The 13,957-nt window shown below is 33.5% G+C and carries 16 protein-coding genes; 7 read left to right on the top strand and 9 right to left on the bottom strand.

All coding sequences use genetic code 11. The annotated features are described in order from the left end of the window. Positions 1-27: 27 nt before the first annotated feature. Positions 28-783, top strand: coding sequence for a LytR/AlgR family response regulator transcription factor (locus ACNQGN_RS10250; protein WP_417987734.1), 756 nt, complete (start codon positions 28-30; stop codon positions 781-783). Between the two features lie 107 nt (positions 784-890). Here ACNQGN_RS10250 and ACNQGN_RS10245 read toward each other — a convergent pair whose 3' ends face one another. The 5 genes from ACNQGN_RS10245 to ACNQGN_RS10225 all read right to left on the bottom strand — a co-directional run bounded on the left by ACNQGN_RS10245 (position 891) and on the right by ACNQGN_RS10225 (position 5,246). Further along, the gene (locus tag ACNQGN_RS10245) at positions 891-1,073 is read right to left on the bottom strand and encodes a CsbD family protein (protein ID WP_417987733.1); all 183 of its coding nucleotides are present in this window, start codon (positions 1,071-1,073) and stop codon (positions 891-893) included. A gap of 239 nt (positions 1,074-1,312) precedes the next feature. Beyond that, positions 1,313-2,086 (bottom strand): CDP-alcohol phosphatidyltransferase family protein, encoded by a 774-nt coding sequence (locus ACNQGN_RS10240; RefSeq protein WP_417987732.1) that lies wholly within the window; start codon positions 2,084-2,086, stop codon positions 1,313-1,315. Positions 2,087-2,139: 53 nt separating this feature from the next. Continuing rightward, positions 2,140-3,162 carry a COX15/CtaA family protein gene (locus tag ACNQGN_RS10235; protein WP_417987731.1) on the bottom strand — a complete coding sequence of 341 codons (1,023 nt, stop codon included), beginning with the start codon at positions 3,160-3,162 and terminating at the stop codon, positions 2,140-2,142. Between the two features lie 41 nt (positions 3,163-3,203). Further along, a complete protein-coding gene (locus tag ACNQGN_RS10230; RefSeq protein WP_417987730.1) occupies positions 3,204-4,637 on the bottom strand; it encodes a CCA tRNA nucleotidyltransferase in 1,434 nt (477 codons plus the stop codon). 39 nt (positions 4,638-4,676) lie between these two features. Continuing rightward, the gene (locus ACNQGN_RS10225; protein WP_417987729.1) at positions 4,677-5,246 is read right to left on the bottom strand and encodes an L-threonylcarbamoyladenylate synthase; all 570 of its coding nucleotides are present in this window, start codon (positions 5,244-5,246) and stop codon (positions 4,677-4,679) included. Positions 5,247-5,552: 306 nt separating this feature from the next. Here ACNQGN_RS10225 and ACNQGN_RS10220 point away from each other — a divergent pair, with 306 nt between their 5' ends. Together ACNQGN_RS10220 and ACNQGN_RS10215 are read left to right on the top strand one after the other, a co-directional pair. Beyond that, positions 5,553-6,341, top strand: a complete 789-nt coding sequence (locus ACNQGN_RS10220) for a glycosyltransferase family 2 protein (RefSeq protein ID WP_417987728.1) — start codon at positions 5,553-5,555, stop codon at positions 6,339-6,341. Positions 6,342-6,542: 201 nt separating this feature from the next. Further along, the gene (locus tag ACNQGN_RS10215; RefSeq protein ID WP_417987727.1) at positions 6,543-7,250 is read left to right on the top strand and encodes a lipopolysaccharide kinase InaA family protein; all 708 of its coding nucleotides are present in this window, start codon (positions 6,543-6,545) and stop codon (positions 7,248-7,250) included. Here ACNQGN_RS10215 and ACNQGN_RS10210 read toward each other — a convergent pair. The 4 genes from ACNQGN_RS10210 to ACNQGN_RS10195 form a co-directional block, all read right to left on the bottom strand. Next, entirely contained in the window at positions 7,236-8,024 is a 789-nt protein-coding gene (locus ACNQGN_RS10210; protein WP_417987726.1) for a glycosyltransferase family 2 protein, read from the bottom strand. The two genes, ACNQGN_RS10215 and ACNQGN_RS10210, sit on opposite strands and share 15 nt — an antisense overlap. A gap of 63 nt (positions 8,025-8,087) precedes the next feature. After that, positions 8,088-9,152, bottom strand: coding sequence for a glycosyltransferase family 9 protein (locus tag ACNQGN_RS10205; protein ID WP_417987725.1), 1,065 nt, complete (start codon positions 9,150-9,152; stop codon positions 8,088-8,090). A gap of 19 nt (positions 9,153-9,171) precedes the next feature. After that, positions 9,172-10,152, bottom strand: coding sequence for a glycosyltransferase family 2 protein (locus tag ACNQGN_RS10200; protein WP_417987724.1), 981 nt, complete (start codon positions 10,150-10,152; stop codon positions 9,172-9,174). Positions 10,153-10,186: 34 nt separating this feature from the next. Then, the gene (locus ACNQGN_RS10195; RefSeq protein WP_417987723.1) at positions 10,187-11,002 is read right to left on the bottom strand and encodes a 2,3,4,5-tetrahydropyridine-2,6-dicarboxylate N-succinyltransferase; all 816 of its coding nucleotides are present in this window, start codon (positions 11,000-11,002) and stop codon (positions 10,187-10,189) included. A 145-nt stretch (positions 11,003-11,147) separates the two neighbouring features. Between ACNQGN_RS10195 and ACNQGN_RS10190 the strand changes: the two genes are divergently transcribed. The 4 genes from ACNQGN_RS10190 to ACNQGN_RS10175 all read left to right on the top strand — a co-directional run bounded on the left by ACNQGN_RS10190 (position 11,148) and on the right by ACNQGN_RS10175 (position 13,929). After that, a complete protein-coding gene (locus ACNQGN_RS10190) occupies positions 11,148-11,585 on the top strand; it encodes a class I SAM-dependent methyltransferase (protein WP_417987722.1) in 438 nt (145 codons plus the stop codon). A gap of 35 nt (positions 11,586-11,620) precedes the next feature. Next, a complete protein-coding gene (locus ACNQGN_RS10185; RefSeq protein WP_417987721.1) occupies positions 11,621-11,872 on the top strand; it encodes a hypothetical protein in 252 nt (83 codons plus the stop codon). Positions 11,873-11,895: 23 nt separating this feature from the next. Then, positions 11,896-12,312: a Holliday junction resolvase RuvX gene (ruvX, locus tag ACNQGN_RS10180; RefSeq protein ID WP_417987720.1), complete on the top strand. Its 417-nt coding sequence runs from the start codon at positions 11,896-11,898 to the stop codon at positions 12,310-12,312. A gap of 120 nt (positions 12,313-12,432) precedes the next feature. Continuing rightward, the gene (locus ACNQGN_RS10175; protein ID WP_417987719.1) at positions 12,433-13,929 is read left to right on the top strand and encodes a malate:quinone oxidoreductase; all 1,497 of its coding nucleotides are present in this window, start codon (positions 12,433-12,435) and stop codon (positions 13,927-13,929) included. Positions 13,930-13,957 lie beyond the last annotated feature (28 nt).

Genomic DNA, 13,957 nt, shown 5'->3' with positions numbered 1-13,957 from the left:
AAACCTTTTAACTTTTAAACTAAAAAATTGACAACAATAATCATTGAAGACGAAAAACCGGCAGCAAGACTGTTGCAACGAAAGCTAGAAAAGTTAAATATTCCGGTTGGAGTGATGCTGCATTCAGTAGAAGAATCGATTGCCTGGTTTTCTGAAAATGAACATCCGGAGCTAATCTTTTTGGACATTCAGTTATCAGATGGATTGTCGTTTGAAATCTTTGAAAAAATAGCCATTAAGAGTGCCGTAATTTTCACGACCGCCTATGATGAATATGCATTACGGGCCTTCAAATTAAATAGTATTGATTATCTTTTGAAACCCATTGATGAGGATGAATTGGAAGTGGCTGTTTTGAAATTTAAAGCACGATTGCCAAAACAGGAAACGCTGCAATTGGATTTTGAGCAAATCAAAAAAATGCTGACCAATCCATTTGAGAAAAACTATAAAAAACGATTTACGGTAAAAATAGGGCAACATTTGAAAGTTATTTCAATTGCCGAAATCGAATGCTTTTTTAGTGAAAATAAAGGAACCTATATTCATACTTTTGACAACAGGAATTATTTAGTCGAATGTACTTTGGAAGTTTTGGAGCAGGAACTGGATCCTGTAGAATTCTTTCGAATAAGCCGTAAATTTATTATCCCGCTTAAAGCAATTAAAGAAATTGTGCTTTACAGCAACTCTCGTTTGAAGGTAATTTTGCCTTCCTATAAAGACGATGATGTGGTTGTAAGCAGAGAGAAAGTGACCGAATTTAAAACATGGATTGGGTGATAAAAGAGTATAAAAAAAAACTGTTTCAGAAGCTTAAATGAAATCCTTAAAAGGAAAATATTCAATGTAGCTTTTGAAACAGTTTTAGTAATTTTTAGCTTTTGAAATTATTCAAATAAGGATCTGATTTCTTTTTCAGTTTTACCTAATTTTTGTTGCAATTTTCCCCAAGTTTCATCTTCTTTTCCTTCTTCAAAAAGCACATCATCATCTGTCAATTCTGCATACTTTTGTTTAAGTTTTCCTTTTAGTTCATTCCAGTTTCCTTTAATCTCTTTTGAATTTGGCATAATGTATTAGTTTTAAATTGATATTATTTTTTTACAAAATTGGTGATTAGAAGGGGTTAAACTGTTATATAGTTTAGATGAATTGTTGTTTAATTTTGGTGAATTACAGGATGATTTTTAAGAATAGTCAAAATGATTTAACGAAGCTATTCGTCTGAATTAATAGTGTAGGTGATCGAATTTAAGTGCCTGATGGTAAAATAAATGCATGTCCTTAATAGATTATCTCTATAGTGGCTTTATACCTTAAAAAATGTTTTTCTTATTCCAATTAGTACGAAAATAAATAGAGTGTAAACAATAAAAAACGGAATGACATATTCAATTAAATTCAGGGGCAACATCAGCGCAATAATCAGTAATTGAAAACCCAATCCGTAAATGGATAAGAAGGTCATGAACCAGTGTGGAAATGTTTTTACCTTGTAGGCCTCCTTGTCAAGAGTGTGAATTGTTTTGTCAAAAACACCATAGACGATGGTGTAAATTCGGAATAGAATATCAACTGATTTTTGGCTTTCCCCAGGCAAAGCCCTTGGTGATTTGTATTCAAAAATCTTGCTGGTTTTGTCTCCTCCAACGGATTTATTTCTCAAAATAACATAATAATAATTGTATAAAGTCCCTTGCAGCTGAATGCCTATAAATGCCAAAATAGTAAGCCAGATTGTAGTTTCTGAAACATAGCAAATGGCCATAAAAAGTAAAAAATTCAGGATAATATCAAAGACGCTGTCTAGGTATCTCCCGGTATAGGAAGGAGTGTTTTTAATTCTTGCAAGTTCACCATCGGCAGCATCAATGATCGATTTTAAAATGATAAAAAAACTGGCAAGAAAGTAACGGTTTTCTAAAATAAAGTAAATCGCAATAAGGCCCGAAACTCCAAAAAGCAGCGTAACATGTATGGGGGTACATCGGGTGTTTTTTAGTTGCTTTGCCAAAAAATTCCCGAACGGTCTTCCGTAATCTGATAAATCTAAAAATTTATCTTGAGCAGCAAGTTTAGACATTTAAGTTGATGAACAAAGAATTGCGACAATATAGTCAGGCTTTATGCGTAAAATTATTTTGATAATCGGTGTAAGGTAAATGTCATGGCCGTCAGCAAAAAGAAAGCCATTATCTGATGCAATAATCCTAACCAAAGCGGTACGCCATAAAGCAAAGTAAAAACCCCTAACGTAAATTGTAAAAATACGATAATTACTAAGATGTTGATTCCCTTTTTCTGCAGGGAGGAAAGTACGTGTTTTTTACTTCTGAAATACAAAGCAAGAATAAGTCCCACCACTACGTAAGCCATTGTTCTGTGAACAAATTGAACACCACTTTTGCCTTCGATTAGATTCAAAAACAAGGTGCTTTTTTCTATAAAAACACTGTCGTGAATCAATTGCCCGTCACTCATTAAAGGCCAATGATTATGAATTAAGCCCGCATTTAAACCCGCAACAAAACCACCATAGATAATTTGTATGATTAAAAATACTAGAGAGATTCGCGCTAGTTTTCGCAATGGAACTATGACAGATGATTTGTTTGGATACAGTAGGTCTAAAGCAACCCAAAGTGTATAAGCAAAGGTGATAAAAGCAAATGTTAAGTGTAATGCTAATCTGAAGTGACTTACATCAGGATTATCAATCAGACCGCTTCGTACCATGAACCATCCCAGAAATCCTTGAAAACCACCCATGAACAACAAAACTACACATTTTTTTATGGTCTCAGCCGAAAGCCGTTTTTTAAACAAGAAATAAACAAACGGAACAATAAATGCTAAGCCAATGATTCTTCCGATAAAACGGTGAAACCATTCCCAGAAATAAATAAATTTATAATCTTCCAGCGTGAAGTCATTGTGAATATTTATCTTTTGATATTCTGGAAATTTCTTGTATTGTTCAAAGGCTACATTCCATTTTTCATCTGTTAATGGTGGAAAAGTATCCGTTACCAAATGCCAGTCGGTCATGGATAGGCCAGAATTGGTCAATCGTGTAATTCCGCCAACTACAACCATCATAAACAATAACAAGCATCCTGATAACAACCAAATAATAACGTAATTATTCTCCTTTTTCATTGTATGAAATTAATTTTTGCAAAGATATTTTAAATGTTAATTCAACAAGCGCTAATCTTTAATCCAATTTTTTCGGCTCTTTCTAACATAAACCAATAAGCGGCCTGGTATTCGTTTGGGATTTCTCCTTCTAAGATGGCTTCTTTAATAGCTTCTTTAAGCATTCCAATTTCTTTCGAAGGTTTTAATTTGAAGATTTGCATAATCTCTTCTCCTGATATTGGAGGTTGGAAATTTCTAACGTGGTCGCGTTCTTCAACTTCCACAATTTTTTTACGAACAATTTCAAAGTTATTGTGGTATTTCTTAAATTTATTTGGGTTCTTGGTGGTGATGTCAGCTTCACACAGCGTCATTAGATTTTCGACATCTTCACCAGCGTCAAAAACCAAGCGGCGAACCGCTGAATCCGTAACTGTGTCTTGTGATAAAACGATGGGACGCGAACTCATCATGACCATTTTTTGCACAAATTTCATTTTGTGATTTAAAGGCATGTGTAAGCGTTCGAATATTTTCTTTGCCATTTTTCCACCAAGAAATTCATGACCATGAAACGTCCAGCCTTGTTTTTTATTAAAACGTTTTGTCGGAGCTTTTCCAATGTCGTGCAGTAATGCTGACCAGCGCAACCAAACATCATCGGTATGCGGGCAAATATTATCAACGACCTCAAGGGTATGATAGAAATTATTTTTATGCGTATGGCCTTCTATTTCTTCAACTTGATTTAATGCCGTCAATTCGGGAAGGATAATATCCAAAAGTCCTGTTTTGAACAATAGTAAAAAACCAACAGAAGGTTTATCTGTCGAAAGGATTTTATTCAATTCGTCAACGATACGTTCGCCCGAAATTATCTTAATTCGTTCTGTATTTTTGGTAATGGAGTTTAACGAATTTTCTTCGATTTCAAAATCCAATTGATTTGCAAAACGAATGCCTCTCAACATACGCAACGGATCATCAGAAAAAGTAATATCTGGATCCAGAGGTGTTCTAATTATTTTATTTTTTAAATCTTCCAATCCGTTAAAAGGATCTGAAAGTTCTCCAAAATTAGCAGCGTTTAATGATAAAGCCAACGCATTAATGGTGAAATCACGACGATTTTGGTCGTCTTCCAATGTTCCGTTTTCTACAACAGGATTGCGGCTCTCAAAATGATAGGATTCTTTTCTGGCACCTACAAACTCAATTTCGGTATCTTCAAAACGCAACATTGCTGTTCCGTAAGTTTTGAAAACCTGCACTTTTGGCTTGTTTGGAAGTAATTGAGAAACTTTCAATGCTAATTCGATCCCGCTGCCTACGGCAACAATATCAATGTCTTTTTTGAAATCTCTGTTCAAAATCAAATCTCTCACGAAACCACCAATTACATAACTATCTATGTTAAGTTCTTGAGAAGCTTGGGAAATGACTTCGAAAATTTTATTATTTAAGGCTTCTTTATATGAAGTTTTAATGCTCATTTTAAAAATGTTTAAAGTTTAAAGCTGCTAAACTTAAAACTATTTCCGAATCACTTTTACCTGGGAATCATTCGTCAATTTTATAATTGTTGAAGGTTTTCCGGCAATTTTTTCGCGCTGCAAATTTACAACATAGTCCACGCCTTTTATAATTTCGGGGCTGATTTCTTTAAAACTTTTTGGTGTTGGCTGTCCGGAAATATTTGCCGATGTTGAAACCAATGGTTTTTTCATCTTTTCCATTAATTTGAAGCAAAAAGGTTCTTTCACAATACGGATTCCTAAAGTGTTATCCGGGGCAATTAAATTAGGAGCCACATTTCTTGGCTTGTCCAAGACTAAAGTTGTTGGATTTTCGGATAGATCCATAATTTGCCACGCTACTTCAGGAATATCCTTAAAAACATTATACATCATCTTTTCGCCATTCATCAATACGATCATGCTTTGAGTTTCTGCTCTTTGTTTGAGTTTGTAGATTTTTGCAACAGCTTCAGGATTGGTGGCATCACAGCCTATTCCCCAAACGGTGTCTGTAGGATAGAGGATGATACCGCCTTCTTTTATTATTTCGTAAGCTTTGTGTACTTCTTCTGATATATTTTCCATGTTTTTATGTTTGTCGGCTTAGTACGTATTTATCACATTTACTCAAATCGCTTCCAATGTGTAAAAATACTTCATTTGCGCTTTGCAATCCAAATATTTTTCAAGGTTTAGCTTTTGCTCCTCTGTTAGCAGTATAGTGTTTTTTGCAGTTTTTATAACATTCGACAGTAGAAGCTATTTAATTCAAGATATTAGTGTTATTTTGGGCTTAATTTGAAATTAGATAGTAATTTATATTTCTCAATTTATTCATGTGGTAAAATTTTAGTTAAAGCCTAAATTTATTTATTTAAAAAAAAAATAATAATGAAAACTGCACTTTTAATAGCTACTTATAATTGGCCTGAAGCACTTGATTTAGTACTAAAAAGTGCTTTGTCTCAAACACGTTTGCCTGACGAAATACTTATAGCTGACGATGGCTCTAAGGAAGAAACGAAGCAACTTATAAAGGAATTTCAGTTAAAAAGTACTGTTCCAATACTTCATTTTTTTCAAGAAGATAAGGGTTTCAGAAAAGCAAAAATTCTGAATAAAGCTGTTGCAGGCTCCATTGTAGATTATATTATTCAAGTTGACGGGGATTGTATTATGCATCCAAATTTTGTGGAAGACCACTTAAGTTTAGCCGAAAAAGGAGTTTATCTTTATGGTTCTCGGGTGAATATTCTACCAAGTGCGGTTGAAAAAGTTTTTGGAATGAAGAAAATTTACTTCAATATTTTATCAAACGAGATTAAAAACAAAACAAGAACTTTACATATTCCTTTTTTATCGCGGCTGTATAAAACTCACGCAGGAATATCTAAAAAATTTCGTGGTTGTAATGTTTCGTTTTGGCGTGATGATTTTATAGCAGTAAACGGTTATAATGAAGATTTTGAAGGCTGGGGTAGAGAAGATTCTGATTTGGCAATTCGACTTGGAAATAATCATATTAAAGCTAAAAGATTGCGTTATGCAGGGATTGTGTACCATATCTATCACACAACCAATTCAAAAGAGCATTTCGAATCGAATGATAAAATGCAAAAGGAAACCATAGCAAACAGTACAGTCCGAATTCTAAACGGAATAGATAAGTATTTGAAATAGAATTTCTCCTACTTTGTTTATAAAAAACTATTTATCCTTAGAGAATCTTATTTTTAAAGCAAAATATTCAAATTTGGTTGATATAGTAACCTTAAATTGGATAAATAAAAAGCAATAGCTACTTTTGTTTACACATATAATGTATTGATGCAAATAAATATCCACCCCAATTTCCTGAAAAGCAAGTCGAATTTGTTGATAATGATTGAAGATTTCGATTCAAGTGGCGTTCTTTTTGGTGATGGTCAAAGAAATACGATTAAACTGTTTGATCTGGAGGGTAAAACCGTTAACATTAAATCGTTTAAAATACCTAACGTTATTAATCAGGTTGCTTATAAATATTTTAGAAAATCGAAAGCCAGGCGCTCTTTTGAATATGCGAATAAATTGCTTGAAAACGGTATAGGAACTCCGCAACCGATTGCTTACGCTGAAAATTTTACTTTATTAGGATTAGAAAAAAGTTTTTATTGTAGTGAACATCTTCAGGCGGAACTGACTTTTAGAGAATTAGTACAAAATCCGGATTATCCGGATCATGAAAATATATTGAGACAGTTTACAAAGTTTACTTTTGATTTACATGAAAAAGGAATCGAATTTCTAGATCATTCGCCAGGAAATACTTTGATTAAAAAAGGGGCTCAAAATCGGTATGAATTTTACTTGGTGGATTTAAACCGAATGAATTTTCATGATGCTATGGATTTTGATTCCCGTATGAAAAATTTTCACAGGCTTACGCCCAAAACCGAAATGATTGCTATAATGAGTGAGGCGTATGCGAAATTGTATACTAAGAAATACGATGAGGTTTTTGCTAAAATGTGGTTTTATACAAACGATTTTCAGTTGAAATTTCATAGAAAAATAGCACGAAAAAAGAAACTGCTATTTTGGAGATAAGGGTTGTTTTTTGTTCCAAAGCTGATTTAGTTCATTGTATCTAATGTGAATGCAATAGGCGTTTAGATAGCAAATAAGCACTCCCTTTTTTCCGTCAAGAAAACCCAGACGGATTATATAATTATAGAAAAAATTATAGACCGGATGAAGAAGGTGAAGTAAATAAGATGATTTTTGTTTCTTTATAAACTTTTCCTGAGCTTTCAATTTACCATAACGTATTATTTTTGATTTATAGGAAGCATAGTTCGCATACGAATAGTGAATGAGTTTGTTTTTAAGGATGCCAATTTTTCCATCTACTTTTAATTTTTCGTGGATCAACCTGTCTGAGATATATTCAGCATGATTTTTATGGAAAAGTCTAAATATTTTATCATTTTGATTTCCGCTGAAATGCAATACTTTGTTTTCAAACATAAAAGTTCTTGGGAATAGAAAAGCAGCGTATGTTTCGTTATTTTTTACAGTAACCAGAATTTCATTTTTTAATTCAGGAGTTAATCTTTCATCTGCATCCAGAAATAAAACCCAATCATTTTTTGCTTGTGCTATAGCAAAGTTTCTTTGAGACGAATAATTTTCAAACTTGTTTTGAATGAATTTTACATTTTTAAATGATTTACAAATCGCTTCAGTATTATCTGCACTGAATGAATCTACAACAATAATTTCGTCAGCAAAATCCAAATCAGCTAAAAGCGCTTTCATTTGTTTTTCTTCGTTTAATGTGATTATTAAAACCGAAATTTTAGTGTTGTGATTGTATTTCATTAATTTTAGCTGTTTTGCAAAAATAGAGCATTGTAATGAACTTCTTTTTTTGTTTTTTAAGTGCTATTTAAAATGTGTTTCTAAAAAAGCATTTAATGGAGGGAAAATCAACTCAGGAGTAAATTCCTGATAGAATAAAACGGTTTCTTTTTTTATTGCTTTAGCTGTTTTACCTTCAAATAAATCGGGCTTAAACTCTCTTAAGTGAAGTGAAACATGATTAATTCCATCTTCAAAAGTGGCCCAGCCTTTTTTATCAATCCAAGGAGAAAAAATAATAAAGGAAGGTTTATTTAAAGCTTTGGCCATATTTATTGCACCGCCATCGTTACCAATTATCATAGTACAGTGATTCATTATGGCTATAAATTCTCGGATATTTTTTCCTAAAACGGAGAAATAAATCTTCTGTTTAGTGCTTTCTTTACATCTATCGTAGATTGTTTTTGCTTCTTCAATTTGCTTTGGAAAATAATTAAAAAGAATGTTCACATCCCCTTTATCTGCAACGAAATCTACTACTTGCGACATGTATTCCAGTGGATAGGTTTTATTTGCACTACTTCCAATGATGCTAACCATTATGGTTTTTTTGGATTGGTCTATTCCATGAGATTCAAAAAGTGAAATCGCAAAGTCATCCTCTTCTTCGGTGACATAAATTCTGGGAAAAGTTTCTAATTCCATATCCAGATGCAAAGGACTCAGTAATGCTAATCGTTGTTCAATTATTAAACCTAAATTAGAAGTGGTTGTTTTTTTTCTTTTTACAGTATCCGTATAAAGAAAGGCTCTTCCTTTTTTCCAATACGAAATTTTTTGTTTTGCACCTGAAAATAATACAACGAGCCAGCTTTCTAATTTGGAATACGCATCAATAACAAGATCGTACTTCTCAGCTCGGATGGATTTCAATAATTTGAAATATTCCCATTTGCTTTTTTGATGTTTGTCTTTAAAAAGAATAAGATTGTCAAAACTCTTATTTCCTTGTAAAACAGCAATTGTAGCTTCATAAACCATGTAATCAATTTGCGCTTTTGGATAGGCTTTACGTAAATTGTCGCACAATATGGAGCTTACTAAAACATCTCCAATCATTTTTTGTTGAATTACAAGTATTTTCATTAGAAGGTAATTTGAAAAATTATGCTTTTGTTTTCAAGTAATTCATTGCACGAGGACTTATCCAGGTTTGTTTTTCTATCGCATTAAAATAATATATAAATAGGTTTTTAAGCATCAATCGATTCACTTTTAATTTTGGAATAAAAAACAAAAAGAGGCTTAAAAGCGACAAAATTATTTTCTCACCAAGTACTCCGAAAATTAATAAACTATGTAAATATAGTTGTATTCCTGTTGAAAATTGATTGCTGATATAAACGTGCTTGGAAATAATTACTTCCGTTTTTGTGCGTGCTTTAGTCATGACATTTAATCGGGATGCCCCGCCATGCTGATGAAATATGGTTGCTTTTCTGGTGACAGCAACTTTTCCTCCAGCATCATATGTTTTTTTACAAAGATCAACATCTTCAAAATACAGCCAGTAATCTTCGTTCCAGCCTTTAATTTTAGTGAACCATTCCCTGCTAATGAAAATGACAGCTCCTGTAACCCAATCAGGATAAAACAAATCATTGTCGTTGTTAAAGCGTTTTTCCAGTTTTGCTTTATTCAGCTTTCGAAAAAGAGATCTTGAGATGCCGAAAAATCGTCCTAAAGCTGGAAATAAATTTTTCTGTTTGTAAAAAACATTGTTTTCATTTATTTGCAAACAAGATAAAATTCCAATTTCAGGATGTGAAACAGTCGTTTGTAAAAGTGTTTCTAATGCTTGATGAGTGAGTTTTGTGTCTGGATTTAAAAAAAGGAAATGGTTTCCCGTAGCAATGCCTGCACCAAAGTTGCAACCATTTGAGAAACCATTATTACCAGAATTTTCTATAAATGTAAACTTGGAATATTTTTGTTTAAAAATAGGGAATTGTCCGTCATTAGAAAAATTATCAATAATGATAACTTCGAATGAGAATGTTGTTGAAATAATTGCATTAATAGATTCTAAACATTCTTGCAAGGCCTTCCAGCCACGATAATTGACAATAATTATTGAAATATCCAATAGGTCTTTTTATAAGATTTTAAACGAAAACAGATTATACCGCAACGTCATATTCGCGCAAAGCATTGTTCAACGATGTTTTTAAGTCAGTTGAAGGCTTACGGGTTCCAATGATTAAAGCACAAGGCACCTGGAACTCACCAGCTGCGAATTTTTTAGTGTAACTTCCAGGAATTACAACCGAACGAGCAGGAACATACCCTTTCATTTCAACTGGAGTGTCTCCTGTAACATCAATGATTTTCGTAGAGGCAGTTAAACAAACATTGGCACCAAGAACTGCTTCCTTCCCAACATGAACACCTTCAACAACGATACAACGAGAACCAACAAAAGCACCGTCTTCAATAATTACCGGAGCTGCTTGTAAAGGTTCAAGAACACCACCAATTCCTACACCACCACTTAAATGTACGTTTTTACCAATTTGAGCACAACTTCCTACCGTTGCCCAAGTATCTACCATGGTTCCTTCGTCAACATAAGCACCAATATTTACGTAGCTTGGCATCAATATAACACCGCTAGAAATATAAGCACCATAACGCGCTACTGCATTAGGAACTACGCGAATTCCTTTTTCAGCATAACCTCTTTTCAATAGCATTTTGTCATGATATTCGAAAATTCCGGATTCTAATGTTTCCATTTTTTGAATAGGGAAATACATCACTACGGCTTTCTTAACCCATTCGTTTACTTGCCATCCATCGCCAACTGGCTCTGCGACACGTAATTTTCCAGTGTCTAACAATTCAATAACTGCTCTGATGGCATCAGTTGTTGTCGTTTCCTGTAACAAAGCACGGTTTTCCCAAGCTTCTTCTATAATAGTTTGTAATGGATTCATTTTAATTAGATTTTTGACAAAGATATGTTTTTTACCGAAAAGCAAAAAGGCAAATTGATTTGAAAATGTTATAGATTTAACTTGCTTTGTATTTAATGTTTTTTAAATGTTGTAAATTTGAAGAAGAAATGAAAAACATGGGATTATGAAAGATAATTTCTCCAAACAGGCTTCGGAATATTCGAAATTTCGACCACAATATCCAAATAAAGTGATTAATTATTTGGTTTCATTTGTAAAAAATAAATCCATTGCACTCGACATCGCTACTGGAAATGGACAGGTGGCGCATAAACTTTCTCACTTTTTTGAGACTGTCTATGGAGTCGATATAAGCCAGAATCAACTCAACAATGCTATTCCAACAGAAAATATAATTTATAAAGTAGCAGCAGCTGAAAATACTTTTTTTAAAAATCATGAATTTGACTTAATTACTGTAGCACAGGCGGTTCATTGGTTTGATTTTGAGCTGTTTTACAAAGAAGTATACAGAATTTTAAAACCGGAAGGTATCTTTGCTGTTCTAGGTTACGGACTATTTTCTACCAATGCAGAGTCGGATAAAATAGTGCAAAATTAATAATCGGACCTTATTGGGATGCAGAACGAAAGTACTTGGATGAGAATTATAAAACAATTCCATTTCCATTTGATGAAGTTAGTACAGAATCTTTCGAAAATCATTTTACCTGGACTTTTGAAGAACTCATCGGATATCTCGAAACGTGGTCGGCGACCCAGCATTATATTTCAAAAAACAATCAAAACCCTTTAGATTTGATTTATGATGAGTTAAAAGTTTCTTGGCAAAGAAATGATAAGAGAGTGACATTTCCATTGTTGCTAAGAATCGGAAAACTAAAATAGTTACCTTTGAAAAAAATTAAGAAATGCCAAGAATTCTCGCCATAGATTACGGACAAAAAAGAACAGGAATAGCGGTTACTGATGAAATGCAAATCATTGCTTCTGGATTGACAACAATTCCATCTGCTACTGCAATTGCTTTTTTAACGGCTTATTTTGCCAAAGAAAAAGTTGAAGCAGTGCTTATTGGTGATCCCAAACAAATGAATGGCGAACCTTCAGAAAGTGCATCCATTATTAAAGGATTTGTAACGCATTTTACCAATCACTTTCCAGATATGAAAGTAATTCGGGTAGATGAGCGCTTTACTTCAAAAATGGCTTTCCAAACAATGATTGATAGCGGTTTAAGTAAAAAAAAGCGTCAAAATAAAGATCTTATTGATGAGATTTCTGCAACAATAATGCTTCAGGATTATCTGACCCGAAAAAGATTTTAAAATCATTCTTTTGAAGGCCATAAAAAGGCTAAATTGGCTCGTTGATTTCCTACTTTTTAACAATAATTTGTTATAATTTTTGAGGTTTTATAAAGTATCTTTGCACTTTAAAATTTTGTTATGCCTGACACAACCATTCGTTCACAAAGTGAAGTAGTTCTTATAGGAGCCGGAATAATGAGCGCCACTCTTGGCTTAATCCTAAAAGAATTACAACCCGATATAAAAATAGAAATTTACGAAAGATTAGATATTGCTGCTGCTGAAAGTTCTGATGCATGGAATAATGCCGGAACGGGACATTCTGCTTTTTGCGAACTTAACTATACTCCTGAAAGTGCTGATGGTAGTATTAATCCTAAAAAAGCAATTAGTATAGCAGAATCTTTTGAAGTATCCAGACAATTTTGGGCTTATTTAGTCCAGGAGCAAAAAGTTTCCTCACCTGAAAATTTCATAAAAAGTATCCCTCACATGAGTTTTGTTTGGGGTGATAAAAATGTGGATTATCTTAAGAAAAGATATGAGGCTTTACAGTCTAATCCTCTTTTTAAGGATATGGTTTTTAGTACTGATTTTTCTCAGTTAAAGGAATGGATGCCGTTAGTTATGGAAGGTCGAAGTGAGTCTGAGAAAGTGGCCGCTACGGCAATGGCAATTGGAACAGATGTGAATTTTGGAGAATTAACCAGAAATATTTTTGGTTACTTAACAAAACTAGAAGGGGTTACTATTCATTTTAATCACGAAGTTAAAAAATTGAGACAGCGTGAGGATAAATCTTGGAGAATAAAAATTACGGATTTGGCTACTGGCCAAAAGAGAAAAGCATATACCAATTTTGTTTTTATAGGTGCCGGTGGTGGTTCTTTACCATTATTGGAAAAAGCAGATGTTTCGGAAGGAAAAGGATATGGCGGTTTTCCTGTGAGTGGGCAATGGCTAAAGTGTACCAATCCTGAAGTGATTGCAAAACATCAGGCAAAAGTTTACGGTAAAGCCAGCGTAGGAGCGCCTCCAATGTCAGTTCCACATATTGATTCCCGCATGATAGATGGCGAAAAAGCATTGCTTTTTGGTCCTTTTGCTGGATTTTCAACACGATTTTTAAAAAATGGTTCGTATTCAGATTTGCCTTTATCAATCAAAACAGATAATATCATTCCAATGATTGCTGCTGGTATAAAGAATATACCGCTTACAAAATATTTGATTGAACAAGTGCGTCAGTCACCAAAGGATAGAATTAATGCATTAAGAGAGTACGTTCCAAGTGCAAGATCTAAAGATTGGAAATTAGAGCGTGCAGGGCAACGGGTGCAAGTTATTAAAAAAGATGAGAAAGAAGGCGGGATACTTGAATTTGGTACAGAAGTTATTACCACTGCCGATGGGACCCTGTCTGTTTTACTTGGTGCTTCTCCAGGTGCCTCAACTGCAGTTTCTATTATGATTGATTTGATTGGAAGATGCTTTAAAGAGGAAATTGGAACTCCGGAGTGGCAGGATAAATTAAAAATGATGATTCCTTCATATGGACAGAATTTGAACAGTAATCCAGATTTATTAGAAGAAATCAGAAAAGATACTGCTGCAATTCTAAAACTTAATAATTAGAAATTTTGTAATACTAAAAAAAGCCCTG

Origin of the sequence: Flavobacterium rhamnosi (assembly GCF_048286515.1) — a bacterium.
In the GTDB taxonomy this organism is placed as follows: Bacteria; Bacteroidota; Bacteroidia; order Flavobacteriales; family Flavobacteriaceae; genus Flavobacterium.
This window is presented reverse-complemented; position numbering and strand designations above follow the sequence as displayed.